Annotated in this window: 25 protein-coding genes; 15 read left to right on the forward strand and 10 right to left on the reverse strand. The window is 65.3% G+C overall.

The window, feature by feature from the left end:
* Window positions 1-8: 8 nt before the first annotated feature.
* Genes ACQ4OD_RS00760 through ACQ4OD_RS00775 form a run of 4 tightly spaced genes read left to right on the forward strand, consistent with a single transcriptional unit; the run spans window position 9 to window position 2,547 of the window.
* Window positions 9-443 carry a DUF4426 domain-containing protein gene (locus ACQ4OD_RS00760; protein WP_110697351.1) on the forward strand — a complete coding sequence of 145 codons (435 nt, stop codon included), beginning with the start codon at window positions 9-11 and terminating at the stop codon, window positions 441-443.
* A complete protein-coding gene (rdgB, locus tag ACQ4OD_RS00765; protein ID WP_430943708.1) occupies window positions 440-1,036 on the forward strand; it encodes an RdgB/HAM1 family non-canonical purine NTP pyrophosphatase in 597 nt (198 codons plus the stop codon). Before ACQ4OD_RS00760 ends, rdgB begins: the two co-directional genes overlap by 4 nt.
* Window positions 1,033-2,211: a radical SAM family heme chaperone HemW gene (hemW, locus tag ACQ4OD_RS00770; RefSeq protein WP_139674186.1), complete on the forward strand. Its 1,179-nt coding sequence runs from the start codon at window positions 1,033-1,035 to the stop codon at window positions 2,209-2,211. Before rdgB ends, hemW begins: the two co-directional genes overlap by 4 nt.
* 9 nt (window positions 2,212-2,220) lie before the next feature.
* On the forward strand, window positions 2,221-2,547 hold the full coding sequence (locus ACQ4OD_RS00775; protein WP_011531731.1) for a DUF3392 family protein: 327 nt from the start codon (window positions 2,221-2,223) through the stop codon (window positions 2,545-2,547).
* 633 nt (window positions 2,548-3,180) lie between these two features.
* Here the strand turns inward: ACQ4OD_RS00775 and trmB are convergent.
* The 4 genes from trmB to ACQ4OD_RS00795 all read right to left on the reverse strand — a co-directional run bounded on the left by trmB (window position 3,181) and on the right by ACQ4OD_RS00795 (window position 5,453).
* Window positions 3,181-3,903: a tRNA (guanosine(46)-N7)-methyltransferase TrmB gene (gene trmB / locus ACQ4OD_RS00780; protein WP_102681785.1), complete on the reverse strand. Its 723-nt coding sequence runs from the start codon at window positions 3,901-3,903 to the stop codon at window positions 3,181-3,183.
* A gap of 9 nt (window positions 3,904-3,912) precedes the next feature.
* Window positions 3,913-4,725 carry a thiazole synthase gene (locus ACQ4OD_RS00785; RefSeq protein ID WP_046853827.1) on the reverse strand — a complete coding sequence of 271 codons (813 nt, stop codon included), beginning with the start codon at window positions 4,723-4,725 and terminating at the stop codon, window positions 3,913-3,915.
* A 53-nt stretch (window positions 4,726-4,778) separates the two neighbouring features.
* Entirely contained in the window at window positions 4,779-4,979 is a 201-nt protein-coding gene (thiS, locus tag ACQ4OD_RS00790) for a sulfur carrier protein ThiS (RefSeq protein WP_038707614.1), read from the reverse strand.
* A 102-nt stretch (window positions 4,980-5,081) separates the two neighbouring features.
* The gene (locus ACQ4OD_RS00795) at window positions 5,082-5,453 is read right to left on the reverse strand and encodes a DUF423 domain-containing protein (protein WP_139674194.1); all 372 of its coding nucleotides are present in this window, start codon (window positions 5,451-5,453) and stop codon (window positions 5,082-5,084) included.
* A 64-nt stretch (window positions 5,454-5,517) separates the two neighbouring features.
* Between ACQ4OD_RS00795 and mtgA the strand changes: the two genes are divergently transcribed.
* A complete protein-coding gene (mtgA, locus tag ACQ4OD_RS00800) occupies window positions 5,518-6,216 on the forward strand; it encodes a monofunctional biosynthetic peptidoglycan transglycosylase (RefSeq protein ID WP_198754713.1) in 699 nt (232 codons plus the stop codon).
* Between the two features lie 94 nt (window positions 6,217-6,310).
* Here mtgA and rpoH read toward each other — a convergent pair whose 3' ends face one another.
* The 4 genes from rpoH to ftsY form a co-directional block, all read right to left on the reverse strand.
* Window positions 6,311-7,165 (reverse strand): RNA polymerase sigma factor RpoH, encoded by an 855-nt coding sequence (gene rpoH / locus ACQ4OD_RS00805; RefSeq protein WP_023630664.1) that lies wholly within the window; start codon window positions 7,163-7,165, stop codon window positions 6,311-6,313.
* Between the two features lie 111 nt (window positions 7,166-7,276).
* Window positions 7,277-8,305, reverse strand: coding sequence for a permease-like cell division protein FtsX (gene ftsX, locus ACQ4OD_RS00810; protein ID WP_198754714.1), 1,029 nt, complete (start codon window positions 8,303-8,305; stop codon window positions 7,277-7,279).
* On the reverse strand, window positions 8,302-8,973 hold the full coding sequence (gene ftsE / locus ACQ4OD_RS00815; protein ID WP_011531723.1) for a cell division ATP-binding protein FtsE: 672 nt from the start codon (window positions 8,971-8,973) through the stop codon (window positions 8,302-8,304). Before ftsE ends, ftsX begins: the two co-directional genes overlap by 4 nt.
* Complete coding sequence (ftsY, locus tag ACQ4OD_RS00820) at window positions 8,970-10,622, reverse strand: signal recognition particle-docking protein FtsY (protein ID WP_430943709.1); 1,653 nt, start codon at window positions 10,620-10,622, stop codon at window positions 8,970-8,972. Before ftsY ends, ftsE begins: the two co-directional genes overlap by 4 nt.
* Before the next feature lie 234 nt (window positions 10,623-10,856).
* Between ftsY and ACQ4OD_RS00825 the strand changes: the two genes are divergently transcribed.
* Genes ACQ4OD_RS00825 through ACQ4OD_RS00840 form a run of 4 tightly spaced genes read left to right on the forward strand, consistent with a single transcriptional unit; the run spans window position 10,857 to window position 15,365 of the window.
* Entirely contained in the window at window positions 10,857-12,212 is a 1,356-nt protein-coding gene (locus tag ACQ4OD_RS00825) for a M16 family metallopeptidase (protein ID WP_102681789.1), read from the forward strand.
* On the forward strand, window positions 12,205-13,698 hold the full coding sequence (locus ACQ4OD_RS00830) for a M16 family metallopeptidase (protein WP_430943710.1): 1,494 nt from the start codon (window positions 12,205-12,207) through the stop codon (window positions 13,696-13,698). Before ACQ4OD_RS00825 ends, ACQ4OD_RS00830 begins: the two co-directional genes overlap by 8 nt.
* A complete protein-coding gene (gene rsmD, locus ACQ4OD_RS00835) occupies window positions 13,698-14,312 on the forward strand; it encodes a 16S rRNA (guanine(966)-N(2))-methyltransferase RsmD (RefSeq protein WP_139674207.1) in 615 nt (204 codons plus the stop codon). The genes ACQ4OD_RS00830 and rsmD overlap by 1 nt, the downstream gene beginning before the upstream one ends.
* 60 nt (window positions 14,313-14,372) lie before the next feature.
* Window positions 14,373-15,365: a hydrolase gene (locus ACQ4OD_RS00840; RefSeq protein ID WP_139674209.1), complete on the forward strand. Its 993-nt coding sequence runs from the start codon at window positions 14,373-14,375 to the stop codon at window positions 15,363-15,365.
* A 70-nt stretch (window positions 15,366-15,435) separates the two neighbouring features.
* On the opposite strand, the gene ACQ4OD_RS00845 is transcribed toward ACQ4OD_RS00840, so the two are convergent.
* Window positions 15,436-16,290 carry a sulfurtransferase gene (locus ACQ4OD_RS00845; protein WP_430943711.1) on the reverse strand — a complete coding sequence of 285 codons (855 nt, stop codon included), beginning with the start codon at window positions 16,288-16,290 and terminating at the stop codon, window positions 15,436-15,438.
* 34 nt (window positions 16,291-16,324) lie between these two features.
* Window positions 16,325-16,990, reverse strand: a complete 666-nt coding sequence (locus ACQ4OD_RS00850) for a TetR/AcrR family transcriptional regulator (protein WP_102681794.1) — start codon at window positions 16,988-16,990, stop codon at window positions 16,325-16,327.
* 145 nt (window positions 16,991-17,135) lie between these two features.
* On the opposite strand from ACQ4OD_RS00850, the gene ACQ4OD_RS00855 reads away from it, so the two are divergent.
* The 6 genes from ACQ4OD_RS00855 (at window position 17,136) to ggt (ending at window position 23,307) form a co-directional block, all read left to right on the forward strand.
* Window positions 17,136-18,566 (forward strand): coniferyl aldehyde dehydrogenase, encoded by a 1,431-nt coding sequence (locus ACQ4OD_RS00855; RefSeq protein WP_139674213.1) that lies wholly within the window; start codon window positions 17,136-17,138, stop codon window positions 18,564-18,566.
* Window positions 18,566-19,051, forward strand: coding sequence for a twin-arginine translocation pathway signal protein (locus ACQ4OD_RS00860; protein WP_198754722.1), 486 nt, complete (start codon window positions 18,566-18,568; stop codon window positions 19,049-19,051). The genes ACQ4OD_RS00855 and ACQ4OD_RS00860 overlap by 1 nt, the downstream gene beginning before the upstream one ends.
* Window positions 19,052-19,074: 23 nt before the next feature.
* On the forward strand, window positions 19,075-20,673 hold the full coding sequence (locus tag ACQ4OD_RS00865) for a GMC family oxidoreductase N-terminal domain-containing protein (RefSeq protein WP_430943712.1): 1,599 nt from the start codon (window positions 19,075-19,077) through the stop codon (window positions 20,671-20,673).
* A 111-nt stretch (window positions 20,674-20,784) separates the two neighbouring features.
* A complete protein-coding gene (gene coaD / locus ACQ4OD_RS00870) occupies window positions 20,785-21,264 on the forward strand; it encodes a pantetheine-phosphate adenylyltransferase (RefSeq protein WP_023631729.1) in 480 nt (159 codons plus the stop codon).
* A 109-nt stretch (window positions 21,265-21,373) separates the two neighbouring features.
* Window positions 21,374-21,625, forward strand: a complete 252-nt coding sequence (locus ACQ4OD_RS00875) for a YfhL family 4Fe-4S dicluster ferredoxin (protein WP_011531711.1) — start codon at window positions 21,374-21,376, stop codon at window positions 21,623-21,625.
* On the forward strand, window positions 21,625-23,307 hold the full coding sequence (ggt, locus tag ACQ4OD_RS00880) for a gamma-glutamyltransferase (RefSeq protein ID WP_430943713.1): 1,683 nt from the start codon (window positions 21,625-21,627) through the stop codon (window positions 23,305-23,307). The genes ACQ4OD_RS00875 and ggt overlap by 1 nt, the downstream gene beginning before the upstream one ends.
* The last annotated feature ends 12 nt before the right edge of the window (window positions 23,308-23,319 follow it).

A 23,319-nucleotide genomic window follows, 5' to 3' on the forward strand; every position in this document is an offset into this window, starting at 1 on the left:
ATGGCATCATGCGTCGACTAGCACTGTTTCTGATCAGCCTGTGCCTGGCCTTGCCGGTACTGGCTGCCGATGCCGCCAGGCCCGAGCGCAAGGAAGTGTTCGGTGATGTGACGGTCCACTACAGCGCCTTCACCTCAAGCATGCTGCAACCCGACATCGCTGCCGCCACGGGCCTGACCCGCAGCAAGAACCAGGGCGTGCTCAACATCGCCGTGCTCAAGGCCGGCAAGCCCGCGATGGCGGTAGTCAGCGGCACAGTGAAAGATCTCACCGGGCGCAGCAGTCCGTTGTCTTTCAAACAGATTACCGATCAGGGTGCGGTGTACTACATCGCACAGTTCAAGATCGACCAGGCCGAGACCGTCACCTTCGACCTCAACGTCGAGAGCGGCGGCGTCAGCAATAAACTCAGCTTCAACCAGGAAGTGTTCCCAGGCGAATGATGAATTTCCAGCAACTCGTATTGGCCAGCCATAACGCCGGCAAACTCAAGGAACTGCAGGCCATGCTCGGCGAGTCCGTGAACCTGCGCTCGATTGGTGAATTCAGCCAGGTTGAGCCGGAGGAGACCGGCCTGTCGTTCGTCGAGAACGCCATCCTCAAGGCGCGCAACGCCGCGCGCATTTCCGGCCTGCCGGCCCTGGCCGACGACTCGGGCCTGGCGGTGGACTTCCTCGGCGGCGCGCCGGGTATCTACTCGGCACGCTATGCCGACGGCAAGGGCGACGCGGCGAACAACGCCAAGCTGCTCGATGCGCTCAAGGATGTGCCTGAAGACCAGCGCGGCGCTCAATTCGTCTGTGTTCTGGCCCTGGTGCGGCACGCCGACGACCCGCTGCCGATCCTCTGCGAAGGCCTGTGGCACGGCAGCATCCTGTTCGAAGCCAGCGGCGAAAATGGCTTCGGCTACGACCCGCTGTTCTGGGTGCCGGAACGCAAATGCTCCAGCGCCGACCTGGCCCCTGTCGACAAGAACCAACTCAGCCACCGCGCTCGCGCCATGGCCCTGCTGCGTCAGCGTCTGGGCCTGGCATGAGCGAAAAGCTGTTGGTACAGCCGGCGGGCCTGATCCTTCCCGAACTCCCGCCGCTGTCGCTCTATATCCATATCCCCTGGTGCGTGCGCAAATGCCCGTACTGCGACTTCAACTCGCACCAGGCCGGCCCGACCCTGCCGGAAGCCGAGTACATCGACGCCCTGCTCGCCGACCTCGACCAGGAAATGCATGCCGTGCAGGGCCGTCCGATCAGCACGATCTTCTTCGGCGGCGGCACCCCGAGCCTGTTCAGCGCCGACGCGCTTGGGCGCCTGCTGCGCGGTATCGAGCAACGCATCCCGTTCGCCCCGGACATCGAGATCACCCTCGAGGCCAACCCGGGTACCTTCGAGCAGGAGAAGTTCAAGGCCTACCGCCAGACCGGCATCAATCGGCTGTCCATCGGCGTGCAGAGTTTCCAGCCCGCCAAGCTCGAACGACTCGGGCGCATCCACAATGGCGCCGAAGCGGTGCGCGCCGCCGATATGGCCCGCGCCGCGGGCTTCGACAACTTCAACATGGACCTGATGCACGGCTTGCCAGACCAGTCGCTCGACGACGCCTTGGGCGACCTGCGCCAGGCCATCGAGCTGGCGCCGACGCACCTGTCCTGGTACCAGCTGACGGTGGAACCCAACACGGTGTTCTGGAACCAGCCGCCTGAGCTGCCCGAGGACGACATCCTCTGGGATATCCAGGAAGCCGGCCAGGCGCTGATGGCGGACCACGGTTACCGCCAGTATGAAGTCTCGGCCTACGCCCAAGCCGGTCGTGCTGCGCGGCACAACCTGAACTACTGGCGCTTCGGCGACTTCATCGGCATCGGTGCCGGCGCCCACGGCAAGCTGTCGTTCCCGGACGGGCGCATCCTACGCACCTGGAAGACCCGCCTGCCCAAGGACTACCTGAACCCGTCCAAGCCGTTCAAGGCCGGCGAGAAGCTGTTGCCGGCCGATGAGCTACCCTTCGAGTTCCTGATGAACGCGCTGCGCCTCACCGACGGAGTTGAGGCCGAGCTGTTCAACCTGCGTACCGGCCTGCCTCTTGCACAACTGTCCGAAGCCCGCCGTGAAGCCGAACAAAAAGGCCTTTTGCGGGTCGAACCGGATCGTCTGGCCGCCACGCCACGCGGCCAGCTGTTCCTCAACGACCTGCTGCAGTACTTCTTGAATTAAGGATGACCCATGGACCTGGTACTTGACCTGCTCTCGACCGTTTCCCGCTGGAGCCGCAGCAACCTCTCAGAGATTTCGCTGGCCCTGGTGGGCTGCCTGCTGGTGCTGTTCGGCACCGATATCAAAGGCTGGGTCGAAGGGCGCCTGGGCGGCCTGGCCGGCGCCCTGCGCGTGCCGTTCATGGCACTGCTGGTGATGATCGGCAGCGGTGCCGCGCTGATCTATGCGACGCCGTGGATCGTCAAGGGGCTGGGTCAGTTCAACAACTATGCGCTGGCGCCGGTGCTGCTGGTGGTGCTGGTTTTGATCGGCGTGGTCGCTGATCGGCGGGGGTGAGCGTCAGCTAAAAGCCGCCCTGGCGGGCCAGGGCGGCTTCTCACCCGACTAACCTCTTAACGGGCATCGTCGAAGTGATCACGCAGGAAGTCCCTGACGGTCCTGAAAACGATCAGGATCCGAATGAGCTTCCAGACGCGGCTCAGCGTATTCAGCAAACGCTTCATATGCCTTGGCCTCCGTGTTGGCTGGGCCAATCTTCCAGCGTCTGACCGGCACTTCGACGCCTTCGGAAATCGCGTGAACCATCTCCAGTGAAGTGGCCAGGTGAGTGACCCTTCGAAAACACCACCGGCGCGGTTCGTGGGCCGCGTCGAAGGGGCCGAGACAACGGATTGAATTTGTTCCCGGCCCGACACTGGAAAAATCACACGAGAGCGGCGCGATCTTACGCTTACTGGGAAGGTGAAGCTGTTACTCGCCCAGTCACACGTAATGCTGGATATTTCCACGATTGACGTGATCTCCAGGCAACCCTAGTATTTAAGCCGTGAACTGTCTCCAGTGAAAACTGAAACACGCAGGCCAAGGATTCGTAACCCGAAGCCCGCATAAAAAAACCGCCCTTCTCAAGGCGGTTTTTTTGTACCTGCAATTTCGCAGGTTCGAAGGGCTGCACCGAACGAACCCGGCTCAGCTCACCTTCTCGAACTTCAGATCCCACACCCCATGTCCAAGGCGCTCACCACGGCGCTCGAACTTGGTGATCGGCCGCTCTTCCGGGCGTGGCACGTAGGTACCATCAGCCGCCTGGTTGCGATAGCCGGGCGCTGCGCTCATCACTTCCAGCATGTACTCGGCATAGGGCTCCCAGTCGGTCGCCATGTGGAACACGCCACTGGGCTTGAGTTTGCGGCGCACCAGCTCGGCGAACTCCAGCTGAACGATCCGGCGCTTGTGGTGACGCGCCTTGTGCCAAGGATCGGGGAAGAACAGCATCAGACGGTCAAGGCTGTTGTCCGCCACGCAGCGGTTGAGCACCTCGATGGCATCGCAATCGTACACCCGCAGGTTCTTCAGCCCCTGTGTCAGCACGCCATTGAGCAGCGCGCCGACACCCGGGCGGTGCACTTCGACACCAATGAAGTCCAGCTCAGGCGATGCGGCAGCCATTTCCAGCAGCGAGTGGCCCATGCCGAAGCCGATCTCCAGGGTGCGCGGCGCCGAACGGCCGAACACCTGGTCATAGTCCACCGGGCTGTCGGCCAGCGGCAGGATGAACTGCGGGCCGCCCTGGTCCAGGCCGCGCTGCTGGCCTTCGGTCATGCGCCCAGCGCGCATCACGAAGCTCTTGATACGGCGGTGCGGGCGGGTTTCGCCGTCTTCGGAGATCGGCGTTTCTTGCGATTCAGTCATCAGGAGCTCTTACTTGATCAGACCATCCAGCGGCGAAGAGGCGCTGGCATAGAGTTTTTTCGGCATGCGACCGGCCAGATAGGCCATGCGACCGGCAACGATGGCGTGTTTCATGGCTTCGGCCATCAGTACCGGCTGCTGGGCATGGGCGATGGCCGAGTTCATCAGCACCGCTTCGCAACCCATTTCCATGGCGATGGTCGCGTCGGAGGCTGTACCCACGCCGGCATCGACCAGCACCGGCACCTTGGATTCCTCCAGGATGATCTGCAGGTTGTACGGGTTGCAGATGCCAAGGCCGGTGCCGATCAGGCCGGCCAGCGGCATGACGGCGATACAGCCGGCTTCGGCCAGCTGACGGGCGATGATCGGGTCATCGCTGGTGTAGACCATCACATCGAAACCTTCCTTGACCAGCACTTCGGCGGCCTTGAGGGTTTCGATCACATTGGGGAACAGGGTTTTCTGGTCGGCCAGCACTTCCAGCTTCACCAGCGTCCTGGACTCATGGGACTTGCGGCCATCGAGCAGTTCACGGGCCAGGCGGCAGGTGCGCACCGCTTCCGTCGCATCGAAGCAACCGGCGGTGTTCGGCAGGATGGTGTACTTGTCTGGCGACAGCACGTCGAGCAGGTTCGGCTCACCCGCGTTCTGGCCCAGGTTGGTACGGCGCACGGCGACGGTGACGATCTCGGCACCCGAGGCCTCGGTGGCCAGGCGGGTTTCTTCCATGTCACGGTACTTGCCGGTGCCGACCAGCAGGCGCGACTGGAAAGTGCGCCCGGCCAGGATGAAGGGCTTGTCGCTGCGAACGTTGCTCATCGTTGTTCCTCAGGAAAGATTGCGGGACTTTGCTGGCGAGGTTTCAGGGGCGGTTAGCCGCCACCGATGGCGTGGACCACCTCGACCTGGTCGCCGTCCTTGAGCTGCGTGCTCTCATGCTGGCTACGCGGCACGATGTCCAGGTTCAGTTCCACCGCCACCCGGCGGCCGGCCAGCTCCAGCCGGCCCAGCAGCGCCGCGACGCTCTCGCCCGCGGGCAGTTCGTAAGGTTCACCGTTCAATTGAATGCGCATGCGCACGGCCACCATTGTTCTTTGGGGCCCGCATTCTAGCCCCGATCCGCCCTGCAACCCAAGGGCGACACACGCCATTAGTCGCGATTGTGGACCGACCGGTCAGCCCAGCCGCCAGGCGGCCAGCCCCAGGCATAGCCAGCCAGCAAGGAAGCACAGGCCGCCCACCGGGGTGATCATGCCGAGCTTGCCCAGGCCGCTGAGCGTGAGGGCGTAGAGGCTACCGGAGAACAGCAGGATACCCACGGCGAACAAGCCACCGGCCCAGCCGACCAGGCGCCCGGGCAGGTGCGCCGACAGCACCGCCACGCCCAGGATCGCCAGGGCATGCACCAGTTGATAGGTGACACCGGTATGAAAGATCGCCAGGTAGTCGGTGCTGAGGCGGTTTTTCAGGCCATGGGCGGCGAAGGCGCCGAGGGCAACGCCGGTAAAGCCGAAGAACGCGGCGAGCATCAGGAAGCTGCGAAGCATGGGACGACTCCTCGGGAGGGGCCTGTATAATGGCCCGTTCCAACGGTCCGGCCAAGCCATCACCATGCTGTCATCCCTTCTTCGCCGCCTTTCCCGCGCCCTGCTCTGGTTCGCAGCTGGCAGCATCGCCGTGGTCCTGGTGTTGCGCTGGGTGCCGCCGCCCGGCACCGCGCTGATGGTCGAGCGCAAGGTGCAGTCATGGGCCAGCGGCGAGCCGATCGACCTGCAACGTGACTGGACGCCGTGGGAGGGAATCTCCGACGAGCTCAAGGTGGCGGTCATCGCCGGCGAAGACCAGAAGTTCGCCAGCCACTGGGGCTTCGATATCCCGGCAATACAGGCGGCGCTGGCCTACAACGAGCGTGGCGGCAAGGTGCGTGGCGCCAGCACGCTGACCCAGCAAGTGGCCAAGAACCTGTTCCTGTGGTCTGGCCGCAGCTGGCTGCGCAAGGGGCTGGAAGCCTGGTTCACCGCACTGATCGAGCTGTTCTGGTCGAAGGAGCGGATACTCGAGGTGTATCTGAACAGTGCCGAATGGGGCAAGGGCGTGTTCGGTGCCCAGGCGGCGGCGCGTTATCACTTCGGCGTGGATGCGAGCCGCCTGACGCGACAACAGGCCGCACAGCTCGCGGCGGTGCTGCCAAGCCCGATCAAGTGGAGTGCCAGCCGGCCCAGCGCCTATGTGGCAAGCCGGGCGGGATGGATCAGGCGGCAGATGAGCCAGCTGGGTGGGCCGAGCTACCTGATGCAGCTCAGGCCCTGAGTTGCCAAGCCCGCAACAGGTCCGGGACAATCAACACAAAAAAGCCGCTGTCTCTTTCGAGAGCAGCGGCTTTTCAAGCTAGCCAGGGCGCCGATCAGATCGTGATCAATGCCTTGACTTTGTTCATCGCGTTCTTCTCCAGCTGACGAATACGCTCGGCCGACACACTGTACTTCTCTGCCAGCTCATGCAGCGTAGCCTTTTCTTCGGCCAGCCAACGCTGGTAGAGGATGTCGCGGCTGCGATCGTCCAGGCCCTGCAGCGCTTCATGCAGGTTGCTGGTGGAGTTGTCGCTCCAGTCAGCGTCCTCCAGTTGCACGGCCGGGTTGTAACGGTGGTCTTCCAGGTAGTGCGCAGGCGACTGGAAGGCGCTGTCGTCGTCGGCTTCCGCCGCCGGGTCGAAGGCCATGTCCTGGCCGCTCAAGCGGCTTTCCATCTCGCGCACTTCACGCGGCTCGACACCCAGGCTCTCGGCCACGCGATGCACTTCGTCATTGTTCAACCAGGCCAGGCGCTTTTTCTGGCTGCGCAGGTTGAAGAACAGCTTGCGCTGAGCCTTGGTGGTGGCCACCTTGACGATGCGCCAGTTGCGCAGGATGAACTCGTGGATCTCGGCCTTGATCCAGTGCACGGCGAAGGACACCAGACGCACGCCCATTTCCGGGTTGAAGCGCTTTACCGCCTTCATCAGGCCAACGTTGCCTTCCTGGATCAGGTCGGCCTGGGCCAGCCCGTAGCCCGCATAGCTACGCGCGATATGTACGACGAAACGCAGGTGGGCCATCACCATTTGCCGAGCGGCCTCGAGATCCTGCTCGTAATAGAGACGCTCGGCCAGTTCACGCTCCTGCTCCGGCGTCAGCAAGGGGATGCTGTTGACCGTGTGCACATAGGCTTCCAGGTTTGCACCGGGAACCAGGGCATAGGCAGGTTGCAACGAATTGGTCATTCAAGTACCTCCGGCTTACAGACTCATGCCTTTTGGGCACTGCCAGCATAGACAAGGAACCGTTGTACAAGTTCCAGAATGAAAAATTTGTCAATACTGGCCATGAAACATTTATCGCGGTGCAAGCTCGTTCAGGTGACGAGCGACTGCGATCCATGCACCGATATACCCCAACAGTACCGCCCCGATCAAGAGTGAAAAGCCATCCGAGGCCGGTACGCCACCCAGGGCGAAATCACTGCCATAAAGGCCGGAAAGCCCGACCACCGCGTCGTTCAGCCAGTTCAGGCCAAACGCCAGGATGCCCCAGGCCAGCACGCCCGCACCCAGCCCATACAGGGCGCCCATGTACAGGAAAGGCCGGCGTACGTAGCTGTCGGTGCCACCAACGAGCTTGATCACTTCGATCTCGACCCGACGGTTTTCGATATGTAGACGAATTGTGTTACCGATTACTAACAGCAGCGCAGAAATCAGCATCACCGCCAGGCCGAAGACGAACCGGTCACCCAACTTGAGGATCGCCGCCAGGCGCTCGACCCACACCAGGTCCAATTGCGCCGCTTCCACTCGCGGCAGCTCGGAGAGGCGCTGACGCAAGGCTTCCAGGGCCGGCTTGTCGACCTCGGTCGGGGTCACCACCACCACGCCGGGCAGTGGGTTGTCCGGCAGTTCACGCAACGCCTCGCCCAGGCCTGACTGTTGCTGGAACTCTTCCAGGGCCTGCTCGCGGCTGACGTATTGGGCCTCGGCGACGCCCGGCATGCCTTTGATCTCGTCACGCAGGGCCTCCCCGTCGCGGCTGCTGGCATCGAGCTTGAGGTACAGCGAGATCTGCGCCGCGCGCTGCCAGGAGCCGCCGAGTTTCTCGACATTCTTGAGCAACAACGACAGGCCCATGGGCATGCTCAGCGCCACGGCCATCACCAGGCAGGTGAAGAAACTGCCGATCGGCTGCTTGCCCAGGCGGCGCAAGCTGTCGGCCAGGCTGGCACGGTGGCTTTCCAGCCAGGCGTGCAGGAGGCTGCGCAAATCCGGACCATCGTCATCATGATCGCCACGCTTTTTCTTCGATGGCTGCGGATCAGCGGCTTTCGGCGCGACCCGCTCGGAAACCTTTGGTGTACGTGTGGTGCTCATTGCCCGGCCTCCCCATCGCCGATCAAGCGGCCGCGTTGCAGCGTCAGCATGCGGTGGCGCATGCGCGCGATCAGCGCCAGGTCGTGACTGGCGATCAGTACCGTGGTGCCCAGGCGGTTGATGTCCTCGAACACGCCCATGATCTCGGCGGCCAGGCGCGGGTCGAGGTTACCGGTGGGTTCATCCGCCAGCAGCAGGGCCGGCTGATGCACGATGGCCCGGGCAATGCCGACCCGCTGTTGCTGGCCGGTGGACAGGTCGGCCGGGAACAGTTCGCCCTTGTCGCTCAGCGACACACGCTCCAGCGCCGAGTCGACGCGTTTGGCGATCTCGGCCTTGGACAGCCCGAGAATCTGCAACGGCAGGGCGATGTTGTTGAACACCGTGCGGTCAAACAGCAACTGGTGGTTCTGGAACACCACGCCGATCTGCCGGCGCAGGAACGGAATCTGCGCGTTGCTGATCTGGCCCAGGTCCTGTCCGGCCAGCAGCAGCTTGCCGCTGGTCGGACGTTCCATGGCCAGCAGCAGCCGCAGCAGGGTGCTCTTGCCGGCGCCAGAATGACCGGTGACGAACAGGAACTCGCCACGACGCGCCCGGAAGCTCAGTTCGTGCAGGCCGACATGGCCGTTGGGATAGCGCTTGGCTACCTGTTCGAATCGGATCATGAAGGTTCACGCTCGGCGAACAGCGCCTTGACGAAAGGTTCGGCTTCGAAGGTGCGCAGGTCGTCGATACCCTCGCCCACACCGATGAAGCGGATCGGGATGTTGAACTGCTTGGCCAGGGCGAAGATCACGCCGCCCTTGGCGGTACCATCCAGCTTGGTCAGGGCCAGGCCCGTCAGCTCGACGCTCTGGTTGAAATACTTGGCCTGGCTGATAGCGTTCTGTCCGGTTCCGGCATCGAGCACCAGCAGCACCTCGTGCGGCGCCTCGACATCAAGCTTGCCCATGACCCGACGGACCTTCTTCAGCTCTTCCATCAGGTTGTCCTTGGTGTGCAGACGACCAGCGGTATCGGCGATCAGCACATCGACGTTCCGGGCCTTGGCGGCCTGCACCGCATCGAAGATCACCGAAGCCGAGTCGGCACCGGTGTGCTGGGCAATCACCGGGATCTGGTTACGCTCGCCCCACACCTGCAACTGCTCTACCGCGGCGGCGCGGAAGGTGTCGCCGGCCGCGAGCATGACTTTCTTGCCCTCAAGCTGCAGCTTCTTCGCCAGCTTGCCGATGGTGGTGGTCTTGCCAGCCCCGTTCACGCCAACCACAAGGATCACGTAGGGCTTTTTCTGCGCCTCGATCTTCAGCGGCTGCTCGACCGGGCGCAGCAGCGCGGCCAGTTCTTCCTGCAGCGACTTGTACAGCGCATCGGCGTCTGCCAACTGCTTGCGGGCAACTTTCTGGGTCAGGTTCTGGACGATGGTCGAGGTGGCCTCGACGCCGACGTCGGCGGTCAGCAACCGGGTCTCGATTTCATCGAGCAGGTCGTCGTCGATGACCTTCTTGCCGAGGAACAGGCTGGCCATGCCTTCGCCGATGCTGGCGCTGGTCTTCGACAGGCCCTGCTTGAGGCGGGCGAAGAAACCAGGTTTGGCCGGCTCGGCGGCCGCCACGACGACAGGCTCAGGGTCGACTGGAGCCGGCACAACGACCGGCGCGGTTTCGACAACCGGTGCTGGAGCGACAATGGCAGCGGCTACCGTTTCGACGGACGGCCGGGCAGGGATGACGGGCGGCGCCTTGGGTTCCAGGTCCTCGACCAATGCCACCGGTTCTTCAGCGACCGGCAAGACCAGGTTGCTGACCGGGGCCGCAGTTACTTCGGCCTCGACCGGTTGCAGCGTTGCAACCACCGGCTCTGGAGCGAGCTCCGGCTGCGGTGCAGCAACCACCGGCTCTGGCACGGGCTCCGGCTGCGGCGCTACAACCACCGGCTCTGGCACGGGCTCCGACTGCGGAGCTACAACCACCGGCTCTGGCACAGGCTCCGGCTGCGGCGCTACAACCACCGGCTCTGGCACAGGCTCCGGCTGCGGCGCTACAACCACCGGCTCTGGCACAGGCTCCGGCTGCGGCGCTACAACCACCGGCTCTGGCACGGGCTCCAGCTGCGGCGTGGCAACCACCGGTTCAGGAACAGGTGCCTGCGACGGCTCGGCAACCGGTGCGGTCTGCTCGACGGGCGCTTGCGGTGCAGGGGCTTGCGGCTGTTCGGCGGCAGGTTGTTCCGGCTTCTTGCGGAACCAGCTGAACAGGCCTTTCTTCTCGCCAGCCGCGGCCGGCGCTTTTTTGTCGTCGTTGGAACCAAACATGGAAGACGGCTATCTCAGGGTAGCGATGGGCCAGCAGCGGCGCATCGGGAATTCTTAACTCACGCAGAACAGACTACTGTGAAGCCAGCGGGTTCATGCGCAACGTTTTGTCGTAAGGGCCTGCAGGCCAGAACGGCGACAGGCATGGTCGCCAGGCAACCGGATCAGTATCCTAGCACCTCCTGGCCCGCCGACGCTAAACCCAAGCGGGCCGCCGAACAGGTTGAACACCGTATGAATGCTCTAGCCCGCCGCGCCGCTGGCCTGTTGCTCGGCACGCTGTGCCTGCCGCTGGCGGCTTTCGCCGCCGATGTGCAACCCACCCACGAATTCATCCTCGACAACGGCCTGAAAGTGGTCGTGCGCGAGGACCACCGGGCGCCGGTGGTGGTTTCGCAGATCTGGTACAAGGTCGGTTCCAGCTACGAGACACCGGGCCAGACCGGCCTGTCCCATGCCCTGGAACACATGATGTTCAAGGGCAGCGCCAAGATCGGCCCCGGCGAGGCCTCGCGCATCCTGCGCGATCTCGGCGCCGAGGAAAACGCCTTCACCAGCGACGACTACACCGCTTACTACCAGGTGCTGGCCCGCGATCGCCTGCCGGTGGCCCTGGAGCTCGAAGCCGACCGCTTGGCCAGCCTGCGCCTGCCAGCCGACGAATTCAGCCGCGAGATCGAGGTGATCAAGGAAGAGCGCCGCCTGCGCACCGACGACCAGCCCAATGCCAAGGCCTTCGAGCTGTTCCGCGCCATGGCCTACCCGGCCAGCGGCTACCACACGCCGACCATCGGCTGGATGGCCGACCTCGAGCGCATGAAGGTCGAGGAGCTGCGTCATTGGTACGAGTCCTGGTACGCCCCGAACAACGCCACCCTGGTGGTGGTCGGCGACGTCAAGCCAGACGAGGTCAGGGCCTTGGCGCAGAAATACTTCGGCCCCATCCCCAAACGCGCCGTGCCGCCGAGCAAACTGCCGCTGGAACTGGCCGAGCCGGGCCAGCGCCTGCTCACCCTGCACCTGCGCACGCAATTGCCCAGCCTGATCTACGGCTTCAATGTCCCGGCCCTGGCCACCGCCAAGGACCCGCGCAGCGTCAACGCCCTGCGGCTGATCTCGGCCCTGCTCGACGGCGGCTATAGCGCCCGCATGCCGGCACGCCTGGAGCGCGGCCAGGAATTGGTGGCCGGTGCCTCCTCCAGCTACAACGCCTTCACCCGCGGCGACAGCCTGTTCATGATCTCGGCCACGCCCAACGTGCAGAAACACAAGACCCTGGCCGAAGTAGAGAAAGGCATCTGGCAGTTGCTCGACGAGCTCAAGACCACGCCACCGACCGCCGAAGAGCTCGAGCGCGTACGCGCCCAGGTGATCGCCGGCCTGGTCTACGACCGCGACTCGATCAGCAGCCAGGCCACCACCATCGGGCAACTGGAAACGGTCGGCCTGTCCTGGAAGCTGATCGACAGCGAACTCGACGACCTCAAGCGCGTGACCCCGGAGGACATCCAGGCCGCCGCCCGCACCTATTTCACCCGCGAACGCCTGAGCGTTGCCCATGTACTGCCCGAGGAGTCCGCTCATGAGTGATCGCAGCGCACCCCGTTACACCCTGTTCGGCCTGGCGATCATCGTGCTGGTGGTGGCCATCGCCGCGCTGCTGGCGCGCCCTGCCCAGTCCGACAGCCAAAGCCAGGCCGACGCCGCGGCCCGCCCGGCCAACACCCTGCAATCGCTGGCCGAACTGGACGGCAAGGCCCCCAGCCGACGCCAGTTGAACATCCAGCACTGGACCACTGCCGAAGGCGCCCGGGTGCTGTTCGTCGAGGCCCGCGAGTTGCCGATGTTCGACCTGCGCGTGACCTTCGCCGCCGGCAGCAGCCAGGACGGCGGCATCCCAGGCCTGGCCACTCTGACCAACGCCATGCTCAACGAGGGCGTGGCCGGCAAGGACGTCACCGCCATTGCCGAAGGCTTCGAAGACCTGGGCGCCGACTTCGGCAACGGTTCCTACCGCGACATGGCCGTGGCCTCGCTGCGCAGCCTCAGCGCCACGGAAAAACGCGAGCCGGCGTTGAAACTGTTCACCGAGGTGGTGGGCCAGCCGACCTTCCCCGAGGACGCCCTCAAGCGCATCAAGAACCAGTTGCTGGCGGGCTTCGAGTACGAGAAGCAGAACCCGGGCAAGATTGCCGGCAAGACGCTGTTCGCCAATCTCTATGGCCAGCACCCCTATGCCAGCCCCAGCGACGGTACCGCCGAGTCCATTCCAGGCATCACCCTGGCCCAGCTGCGCACTTTCCACGGCAAGGCCTACGCCGCCGGCAACGCGGTGATCGCCCTGGTCGGCGACCTCAGCCGCGGCGAAGCCGAGGCCATCGCCGCGCAGGTCTCCGCCGGCCTGCCCAAGGGCGCTGCACTGGCCAAGCCGGAGCAACCGGTCGAGCCCAAGCCGGGGATTACGCATATCGACTTCCCGTCCAAGCAGACTCACCTGATGCTGGCCGAGCTGGGCATCGACCGCAACGACCCGGACTGGCCGGCCCTGTCGCTGGGCAACCAGATCCTCGGCGGTGGCGCCTTCGGCACCCGCCTGATGAGCGAGGTTCGCGAGAAACGCGGCCTGACATACGGCGTGTACTCGGTCTTCAGCCCGATGCAGGTGCGCGGCCCGTTCATGATCAACCTGCAGACCCGCGCCGAACTCAGCGAGGCCACGCTCAAGCTGGTCCAGGATATCCTGGCCGACTACCTGAAGAGCGGCCCGACCCAGCAGGAACTGGACGATGCCAAGCGCGAGCTGGCCGGCAGCTTCCCGCTGTCCAATGCCAGCAACGCCAGCATTGTCGGGCAGCTGGGCGCGATCGGCTTCTACAACCTCCCGCTGAGCTGGCTGGAGGACTTCATGCAGCAGTCCCAGGCACTGAGCGTCGAGCAGGTCAAGGCCGCCATGAACAAGCATCTCGCGGCGGACAAGCTGGTGATCGTCACCGTCGGCCCGAAGGTGGCGCAGCAACCGCTGCCGGCCCCCACTGACAAACCCGCCGAGCAGCCGCTCGGCGTACCGGAGCACTAATGGCAAGACCCAACACTCCCGCGCGCCCGGCCTCGGGCGCCAGCAAGGGCCCCGGCCAGTTGCGCATCATCGCCGGCGAGTGGCGCAGCCGTCGCCTGGCCGTGCCGGAAGGCGAAGGCCTGCGGCCGACCCCAGACCGCGTGCGCGAAACCCTGTTCAACTGGCTGGCGCCCTACATCGAGGGCGCCCTGGTGCTCGATGCCTTCACCGGCAGCGGCGCCCTGGTGCTCGAAGCGCTGTCCCGTGGCGCGAAGGATGCCGTGGCGCTGGACAGCAACCCTGCGGCCACCACCAACCTCAAGGACAACCTCGAAGTGTTGCGCTGCCCGCGCGGGCAGATCCTGCAGACCGACGCCCTGCGCTACCTGCAAGGCCCGGCCAAGCAGCAATTCGATGTGGTGTTCCTCGACCCGCCGTTCCACCAGGACTTGCTGGCCAATACCTGCAACCTGCTGGAGCAGGGCCAGTGGCTGCGCGAGCAGGCTTGGATCTACACCGAAAGCGAAGCCGTGCCCTCTTCGCTGCCAATGCCAGGCAACTGGCGCCTGCACCGCGAGAAGAAGACCGGCCAGGTGCATTACGCCCTATGGCGGCGCGCGGCTGGCGACCAATAGCACAGGCGCGAGGGCGGTGTTTCATGGCACTCTAGGCAGGCACATCACGAGCCGCCCAGCATGCCCAGCCACACCGCCACCTTCCGCCCGGCCGCCGGCCTGTCCAACCCCCACTTGCAGACATTGTGGGGGCCACTCTGGCGCAAGCTCCCGGACCTGCCGCGCAATCGCGAGCGTCTATGGCTGGCGGACGGCGATTTTCTCGACCTCGACTGGCACGGCCCGCACCAGGCCGATGCGCCCTTGGTGCTGGTACTTCACGGCCTGACCGGGTCGTCCAATTCACCATATGTCAAAGGCCTGCAACTGGCCCTGCAGGCACGCAGCTGGGCCAGTGTCGCGGTGAACTGGCGCGGCTGCTCGGGCGAACCCAACCTATTGGCGCGCAGCTACCATTCCGGGGCCAGCGAAGACCTGGCCGAAACCATCCGTCACCTGCGGGCGCAGCGGCCGCTGGCGCCGCTGTATGCCGTGGGCTATTCGCTGGGCGGCAATGTGCTGCTCAAGTACCTGGGTGAAAGCGGCGCGGCCAGCCAGCTGGAGGCAGCGGTAGCGGTGTCGGTGCCGTTTCGCCTGGACCAGTGCGCCGACCGTATCGGCCTGGGTTTCTCGAAGGTCTACCAGGCGCATTTCATGCGCCAGATGCTGGCCTACGTGCAGGACAAGCAACAGCACTTCCGCGACAAGGGCCACCATGAAGGGCTGGCCACCCTCGAACGCCTGGGCTCGCTGCGCAACCTGCGCACGTTCTGGGACTTCGATGGCAAGGTGACCGCGCCCCTCAATGGCTTCAGCGATGCCCATGACTACTACCGGCGCGCCTCCAGCCGCTACTACCTGGGCGAGAACCGCACACCGACGCTGATCATCCACGCCAACGATGATCCGTTCGTGTTTGGTCACAGTCTGCCCAATGCCGGTGAGCTGGCGGCACAGACGCAGTTCGAACTGCACAGCCGGGGTGGGCATGTGGGGTTCGTCGAGGGCAGCCTGCGCAATCCGGAGTACTACCTGGAACGGCGGATTCCGCAGTGGCTGATGGAAGGGCGATAGGCCCCATCCAGGATCATCAGGTGAAGGAAGGCTTTGTGGGCGCGGCGGTGCGCCGATCCCACATCAGGACTCAATCGCCAGTGGCTACGCCGCGCCTCGGATCATTGATCCACTCACTCCACGACCCGGCATACAACCGCCCCAGCGGATAACCCGCCAGCGACAGGGCAAACAGGTTGTGGCAAGCCGTCACGCCAGAGCCGCAATAAGCCACCAGGTCCTCCGGCGCCCGATCGCCCAGTTTTTCGGCAAAACGCTGTTTCAGCTGGGCGGCCGGCAGGAACCGCCCGTCCGCGCCAAGGTTGTCGGTGAATGCCGCGCATCGGGCGCCAGGGATATGCCCGGCCACCGGGTCGATCGGCTCGACCTCGCCACGGAAGCGCGGCAGGCCGCGCGCGTCGATCAAGGTCATCGCGGGGTCGTCCAGGCGCTTGGCCAGGTGGGCGGCATCGATCAGCAGCGCCATGTCCGACTCACCGCTGAAATTGCCTTCGCGCCGTACCGGCGGGTCGAGGCTCAGCGGCAGGTGAGCGGCGTGCCAGGCCTTCAGGCCGCCATCTAGGATGAACACCGCGTCGCGCTTGCCCAGCCAGGCCAGCAGCCACCAGGCACGGGCGGCAAAGGCGCCGGGGCCGTCGTCGTAGAGCACCACCTGGCTGTCGTTGTCCACACCCCACTCGCGAAGGCGCTCCACCAGCCGCTGTGGGTCGGGCAGCGGGTGGCGGCCTGTGCTGCCCTTGAGCACCGGCCCGCTCAGGTCGCGTTCGAGGTCGGCGAAGTGCGCCCCGGCAATATGCCCTTCGGCGTAGCTGCGTTGGCCGTAGTCGACATCTTCCAAGGCAAAGCGGCAGTCGAGGATCACCAGGCCGGGCGCGCCCAGGCGTTCGGCCAGCTGTTGCGGGGTGATCAATTGCGCGAGGGGCATGACAATCTCCTGATGAATGGCTCGAAACCCCGGATCAATGCTCCAGGGCCTGGTTGAACGGGACATGGAACTCAGCGCACAGCGCCTGTACCGCGGCACGCGCGGTCGGGGTGACATACCCCAGCTCCAGCACCACCACCTGATAGACGCCGCGCTTGAACGCTTCTTCACCCAGGTGCGCGGAATGCTCGCGGGTGGTGCTGAGAAAACGCACCCAGGAAGTCAGCACGATCCAGGCGTTGATGGTCAGCGACTCCACCTGCGCGGCATCCATGTTCAGGATGCCGGCCTCGACAAAGCCGCGGTAAATGGCCTGCCCCTGCTGCAGACAGCGCTGCGAGAAGCGCCGATAGCGGGCCGCCAGTTCCGGGTCGCTGTCGAGCAGGTGCTCGAGGTCGCGGTGCAGGAAGCGGTAGTTCCACATCGCCGCCAGCAGCGCCTTGAGGTAGAAGCGCTTGTCTTCGACGGTGGCGGTGCGGCCCTGGGGCGGGCGCAGGAAGCTGTCGACCAGCGCTTCGTACTGATTGAACAGCACGGCGATGATCGCCTGCTTGTTGGGGAAGTGGTAGTACAGGTTGCCGGGCGAGATTTCCATGTGCGCGGCAATGTGGTTGGTGCTGACGCAACGCTCGCCCTGCTGGTTGAACAGCTCCAGGCTGCTCTGCACGATGCGCTCTCGGGTCTTCATGCGCGGGGCCATGCTCAGCTCCAGTCTCCAGCGTGTAAGGATCGGGCCCATCTTACGGCTTCCAGCCCGTCGGGTGCACCGCCGATCAAGTGAAAAAGGTGCACGATGGTACCAATTAGAGTATATGCTCTACTCACTCGTCAGCCCCGGAGCCGCCATGACCTCGCCTGCCGTACTTCCCCCCGTACAATCCGACCTCGACCTGCAAGCGACGTTCGACGCTCAACGACAGGCGTTCTCCGGCAACCCGATGCCCCCGGCCACGCAACGCCGGCAGTGGTTGAAAAGCCTGCGCGAGGCGCTGCTGGCGGACCAGGAGCACCTGATTACAGCTATCGATGCCGACTTCAGTGGCCGCAGCCGTGACGAAACCCTGCTCGCCGAACTGATGCCGTCGGTCATGGGCCTGCGCGACGCGGAGAAACAGCTGGGCCGCTGGATGCGTCCATCGCGGCGCAAGGTCGGCCTGGCCTTCCACCCCGCCAGCGCCCGGGTGCAATACCAGCCACTGGGCGTGGTGGGGATCATCGTGCCGTGGAACTACCCGCTGTTTCTCGCCATCGGCCCACTGACCGGCGCCCTGGCCGCCGGCAACCGGGTGATGCTCAAGCTCAGCGAGTCGACCCCGGCCAGTGGCCAGGCCCTCAAGAACCTGCTTGAGCGCGTGTTCCCCAATGATCTGGTGAGCGTGGTGCTGGGCGAGGTGGAAGTCGGCCAGGCTTTTGCCCGCCTGCCCTTCGACCACCTGCTGTTCACCGGCGCCACCAGCGTCGGCCGCCATGTGATGCTGGCCGCCGCGCAAAACCTCACGCCAGTGACCCTTGAGCTGGGCGGCAAGTCGCCGGCTATCGTCTCGGCCGACGTGCCGTTGGACACCGCCGCCGAACGCATCGCCTTCGGCAAGACCCTCAACGCCGGCCAGACCTGCGTCGCCCCCGATTACGTGCTGGTGCCCCGCGAGCGCCTGGGCGCCTTCGCCGACGCCTACCAGCGCGCTGTGCGCCGCCTCTATCCGCGCCTGACCGGCAACCCCGACTACAGCGCGATCATCAACGAGCGCCAGCTTGGCCGCCTGAACCGGTTGCTGGACGATGCCCGCGAGCAGGGAGCCCAGGTGATCGACCTCTATCCCGACGAGCCGCGCCAGGGTCGCCGGCTGCCCCCTCACCTGCTGCTGGACGTAAACGACAGCATGCAGGTGATGCAGGACGAGATATTCGGCCCCCTGCTACCCGTGGTGCCCTACGAGCGCCTGGGCGACGCCCTGGCCTACATCAACCAGCGACCTCGCCCCCTGGCGCTCTACTACTTCGGCTATGACCGTGGCGAGCAGGCTCGGGTACTGCGCGACACCCACTCCGGCGGTGTCTGCCTCAACGACACCCTGCTGCATGTGGCCCAGGATGACCTGCCATTTGGCGGCATCGGCCCGTCCGGTATGGGCCACTACCACGGTCACGAAGGTTTCCTGACCTTCAGCAAGGCCAAGGCCGTGTTGGCCAAGCAACGCATCAATGCCGCCAAGGTGATCTACCCGCCCTATGGCAAGGCCTTGCAACGGCTGGTCTACAAGCTGTTCATCCGCTGATGCAGCGCCGCGACCTGCTGCGCTTCGGCCTGGGCGCCAGCCTGTTTCTGGGGGCGACCAGCCTGATCGGCTGTAGCCAGCAGAGGCCGTCGGCTGGTTACCAGGCGCTGCGCGACGACGACCTGCCGCTGTTGCAGGCACTGATTCCCGTCGTGCTGGCCGGTACCCAGGCGTCCACGGCGTCTGTGCTGCAAAGCCTCGACCACAAGCTGGCGGCGCTGTCGCCCGCCATGCTCAAGCTGACCCGGCAATTGTTCGACGTGCTCACCCTGTCCCTCACTCGCGGACCACTGACCGGGGTCTGGGGCGGCTGGGCCGATGCCACCGGTGCCGAGGTTGAACGTTTCCTCGAACGCTGGCGCGACAGCTCGTTGAACCTGCTGCGCCAGGGTCACGCCTCGTTGCTGCAACTGCTGCTGATGGCCTGGTACGAACGCCCCGAAGCCTGGGCAGCGTGCGGCTACCCCGGCCCACCAAAGATCTGAACACCAGACAAGAGCACCGCCAAATGCGCGCCCCCGACCCATTCCGCCTAGGCCTCGAAAGAGGCTGGATCACCCACGATGGCTCACGCCTGGAACAGGACCTGACCCTCACTGCCGACGTCGCCGTCATCGGCAGCGGCGCAGGCGGCGCCACCACCGCAGAAGGGCTCAGCGCCGCTGGCTTGAAGGTGCTGCTGATCGAGGAAGGGCCGCTGAAGACCAGCAGCGACTTCCACCTGCTCGAGCACGAAGCCTACGCCGACCTCTACCAGGAGGGCCTGGGCCGTCTGAGCAAAGACGGCGCCATTACCATTCTGCAGGGCCGGGCGGTGGGCGGCACTACCCTGGTCAATTGGACATCGAGCTTTCGCACACCGCCACAGACCCTGGAACACTGGGCTCGCGAGCATGGGGTCAAGGGCCTGGACAACGACACCCTGAAGCCGTGGTTCGAGCGCATGGAGCAGCATCTGGGCATCAGCCCCTGGGCGATGCCGCCCAATGCCAACAACGACGTGTTGCGTCGCGGCTGCGAGGCGCTTGGTCACCGCTGGGCGGTGATTCCGCGCAACGTGCGCGGCTGCTGGAACCTGGGTTACTGCGGCATGGGCTGTCCGGTCAACGCCAAGCAGTCGATGCTGGTCACCAGCATCCCGGCTACCCTGGAGCACGGCGGCGAGCTGCTCTACCTGGCCCGTGCCGAGCGGTTCAATCATGACGGCCAGCGCATCGACCACTTGCAATGCCAGGCCCTGGACGCCCGGGGTATCCAGCCCACAGGCCGCCAGGTTCGCGTACGCGCCCGCCACTATGTACTTGCCGGCGGCGGTATCAACAGCCCGGCACTGCTGCTGCGCTCAGACGCGCCTGACCCGCACCAGCGGCTGGGCAAGCGCACCTTCCTGCACCTGGTCAACTTCAGCGCAGCACAGTTCGAAGCGAAGATCGACCCTTACTACGGGGCGCCGCAATCGATCTACAGCGACCAGTTCCAGTGGCAGGACGGTGTCACCGGCCCGGTGGGCTACAAACTCGAAGTACCACCGTTGCACCCGGCCCTGGCCAGCACCCTGCTCGGCGGCCATGGCCAGGACAATGCCCAGCGCATGGCCGAACTGCCCCACACCCATGTGATGCTGGCGCTGTTGCGCGACGGCTTCCACCCCGACAGCCCCGGCGGCCAGGTAGAGCTGCGCGGCGATGGCTCGCCTGTGCTGGACTACCCCGTCAGCGACTATCTGCGCGACGGCCTGCGCCGGGCCTGGCACAGCATGGCGCAGATCCAGTTCGCCGCTGGTGCCCGCCATGTGATGCCGGTGCATGGCGATGCTCGCTATGTCAGCGACCCGGCACAAGCCCAGGCGCTGATCGACGGCCTGCCCCTGGAACTGCTGCGCATGCGCCTGGGCAGCGCCCACGTCATGGGCGGCTGCGCCCTGGGGGAGGATCCGCGCCAGGCCGTGTGCGACAGCCTGGGCCGGCATCACCAGCTGGAAAACCTGTCGATCCACGACGGTTCGCTGTTCCCCACCAGCATTGGCGCCAACCCGCAGCTGTCGGTGTACGCCCTGACGGCCCTGCTCAGCGATGCGCTGATCGGCCGCCTGGCACGTGGCGCATGACAGCCAATAGCCACGCTGTCTATAGTGCCATCAGCCGGCCTCACGACTTGGCCGGGCGCAATCGCTGCGCTACCATCCGACTCCCCAACGCACTCCAGCCAGGATGACGCGATGAACCGAGTGTTGTACCCGGGTACTTTCGACCCCATTACCAAAGGCCATGGAGACCTGGTCGAGCGCGCCTCGCGCCTGTTCGACCATGTGATCATCGCCGTGGCGGCCAGCCCGAAGAAAAACCCGCTGTTCCCCCTGGAACAGCGGGTCGAACTGGCCCGCGAGGTCACCAAGCACCTGCCCAATGTCGAAGTCATCGGCTTCTCCTCCCTGCTGGCGCATTTCGCCAAGGAAAAAGGCGCCAACGTATTCCTGCGCGGCCTGCGTGCCGTGTCCGACTTCGAATACGAGTTCCAGTTGGCCAACATGAACCGCCAGCTCGCGCCGGACGTCGAGAGCCTGTTCCTCACGCCGTCGGAGCGCTATTCGTTCATTTCCTCGACGTTGGTTCGGGAAATCGCCGCGTTGGGCGGTGATATCAGCAAATTTGTGCACCCGGCCGTGGCCGACGCGCTGACCGAGCGCTTCCGCAAGTAACCCTCGCGGTCACGACGTCGCGCCCGCGTGCACTGCGGGCGCGAATCCGGCACAATTGCGCCCATCGCTTTGAAACATGCCCGGGCCCGATGCCCAGGCCGGAGTCCCCATGTCCCTGATCATCACCGACGATTGCATCAACTGCGACGTCTGCGAACCCGAGTGCCCGAACGCCGCCATCTCGCAAGGCGAAGAGATCTACGTGATCGACCCGAACCTGTGCACCCAGTGCGTGGGCCACTACGACGAGCCACAGTGCCAGCAGGTTTGCCCGGTAGACTGCATCCCCCTGGATGAAGCCCACCCGGAAACCGAAGACGAGCTGATGGCCAAGTACCGCCGGATCACCGGCAAGGCCTGATGCCGTTCGTCGCGGCGTTACAGCGCGCAGCCCTCGGCGCCTGCCTGGCCCTGCTGGCCTGCGCCGCCCAGGCGCAAGGCCCCGGGCGTTCAGCCATCGCCAGCCCGCACAGCGAGGCGACCTCGGCGGCGCGACAGATCCTGCAACAAGGCGGCAACGCCTTCGACGCCGCCGTGGCCATCAGCGCCACGCTGGCCGTGGTCGAGCCCTATGGCTCGGGCCTGGGTGGCGGTGGTTTCTTCCTCCTGCGCGAGAGCGGCGTCACGCCCCGGTATACCTTCCTCGATGCGCGCGAACGCGCCCCGGCCGCGGCCAGGGCGGACATGTACCTCAAGGACGGCAAGGTGCAGCCCGGCCTGTCGATCAACGGGCCGCTGGCCGCCGCGATCCCCGGCCTGCCCCAGGCCCTGGCCGACCTCGCCAGCACCCATGGCAAGCTACCGCTCAAGGACAGCTTGGCCCCGGCCATCCGCCTGGCCAACCAGGGCTTCGCCGTCGACCGTATCTATCGCGATCGCGCCACCATGCGCCTGAGCGCCCTGCGCGACGATGCCGAAAGCGCACGGCTGTTCCTCAGTGACCACGACGTGCCAGCCCTGGGCACGCTGATCCGCCAACCCGAACTGGCCGCCACCCTGCAAGCCATGGCCGAGCAGGGCCGCGACGGTTTCTACCGTGGCCCGATGGCCCGCCGCCTGGTCGAAGGCGTGCGCCAGGGCGGCGGTATCTGGACCCTCGACGACCTCGCCGGCTACCGTACGGCGTGGCGTGAACCGCTGCGTTATCCACTGGCCGACCAGCGTGAACTGATCAGCAGCCCGCCGCCTTCGGCCGGCGGCGTGGCCTTGGCACAAAGCCTGGCCATGCTCCAGCGCCTGCCCTGGCAGAGCGCCGAGCCCGTGCAACGCAGCCACTATGTGATCGAAGTGCTGCGCCGCGCCTACCGCGACCGCGGCCTGCTCGGCGACCCGGACTATGTGAGCAACCCGATCAACCGGCTACTGGCGCGCCAGTACCTGACTGGGCTGGCCGACAGTATCGATGTGCACCAGGCCACCCCCAGCACCGCGCTGCCGCCCTCACCGGCCTGGCGAGAAGGCGACCACACCACTCATTTCGCGGTGATCGATGGTAACGGCAACGCCGTGTCCGCCACGCTGTCGGTCAACCTGCCATTTGGCGCGGCGTTCAGCGTGCCTGGGACTGGTGTGGTGCTGAACAACGAGATGGACGATTTCGCCGCCGACCCTGGCGGCAGCAACAGCTATGGCCTGGCCGGCAGCCAGGCCAATGCGGTGGCGGCGGGCAAGCGTCCCCTGTCGAGCATGAGCCCGACCTTCATCGAAAGCCCCAGCCAGTTCGCCACCTTTGGCACTCCGGGCGGCAGCCGCATACCCAGCATGGTGCTGCTGTCGGTGCTGGGGTTCCTGGAGGGCCGGCCGGTGGCCGAGTGGCCGGCGACACCGCGCTATCACCATCAGTACCTGCCGGATGTGGTGGAACATGAGCCGGGCACGTTCAGTGCGCGGCAGAAGGCCGAGCTTGAAGGGCGCGGGTATCGGTTGAAGGATGTCGGGCGTCAGTACGGCAATCAGCAGGTGCTTTATTGGGACAAGGCTGGCGGGACTGTGGAGGCGGCCAGCGACCCGCGGGGCGTGGGGCGGGCGGCGATCGTCGACTGATCCGCTCTCGCC

Origin of the sequence: Pseudomonas sp. WC1 (assembly GCF_050586565.1) — a bacterium.
In the GTDB taxonomy this organism is placed as follows: Bacteria; Pseudomonadota; Gammaproteobacteria; order Pseudomonadales; family Pseudomonadaceae; genus Aquipseudomonas.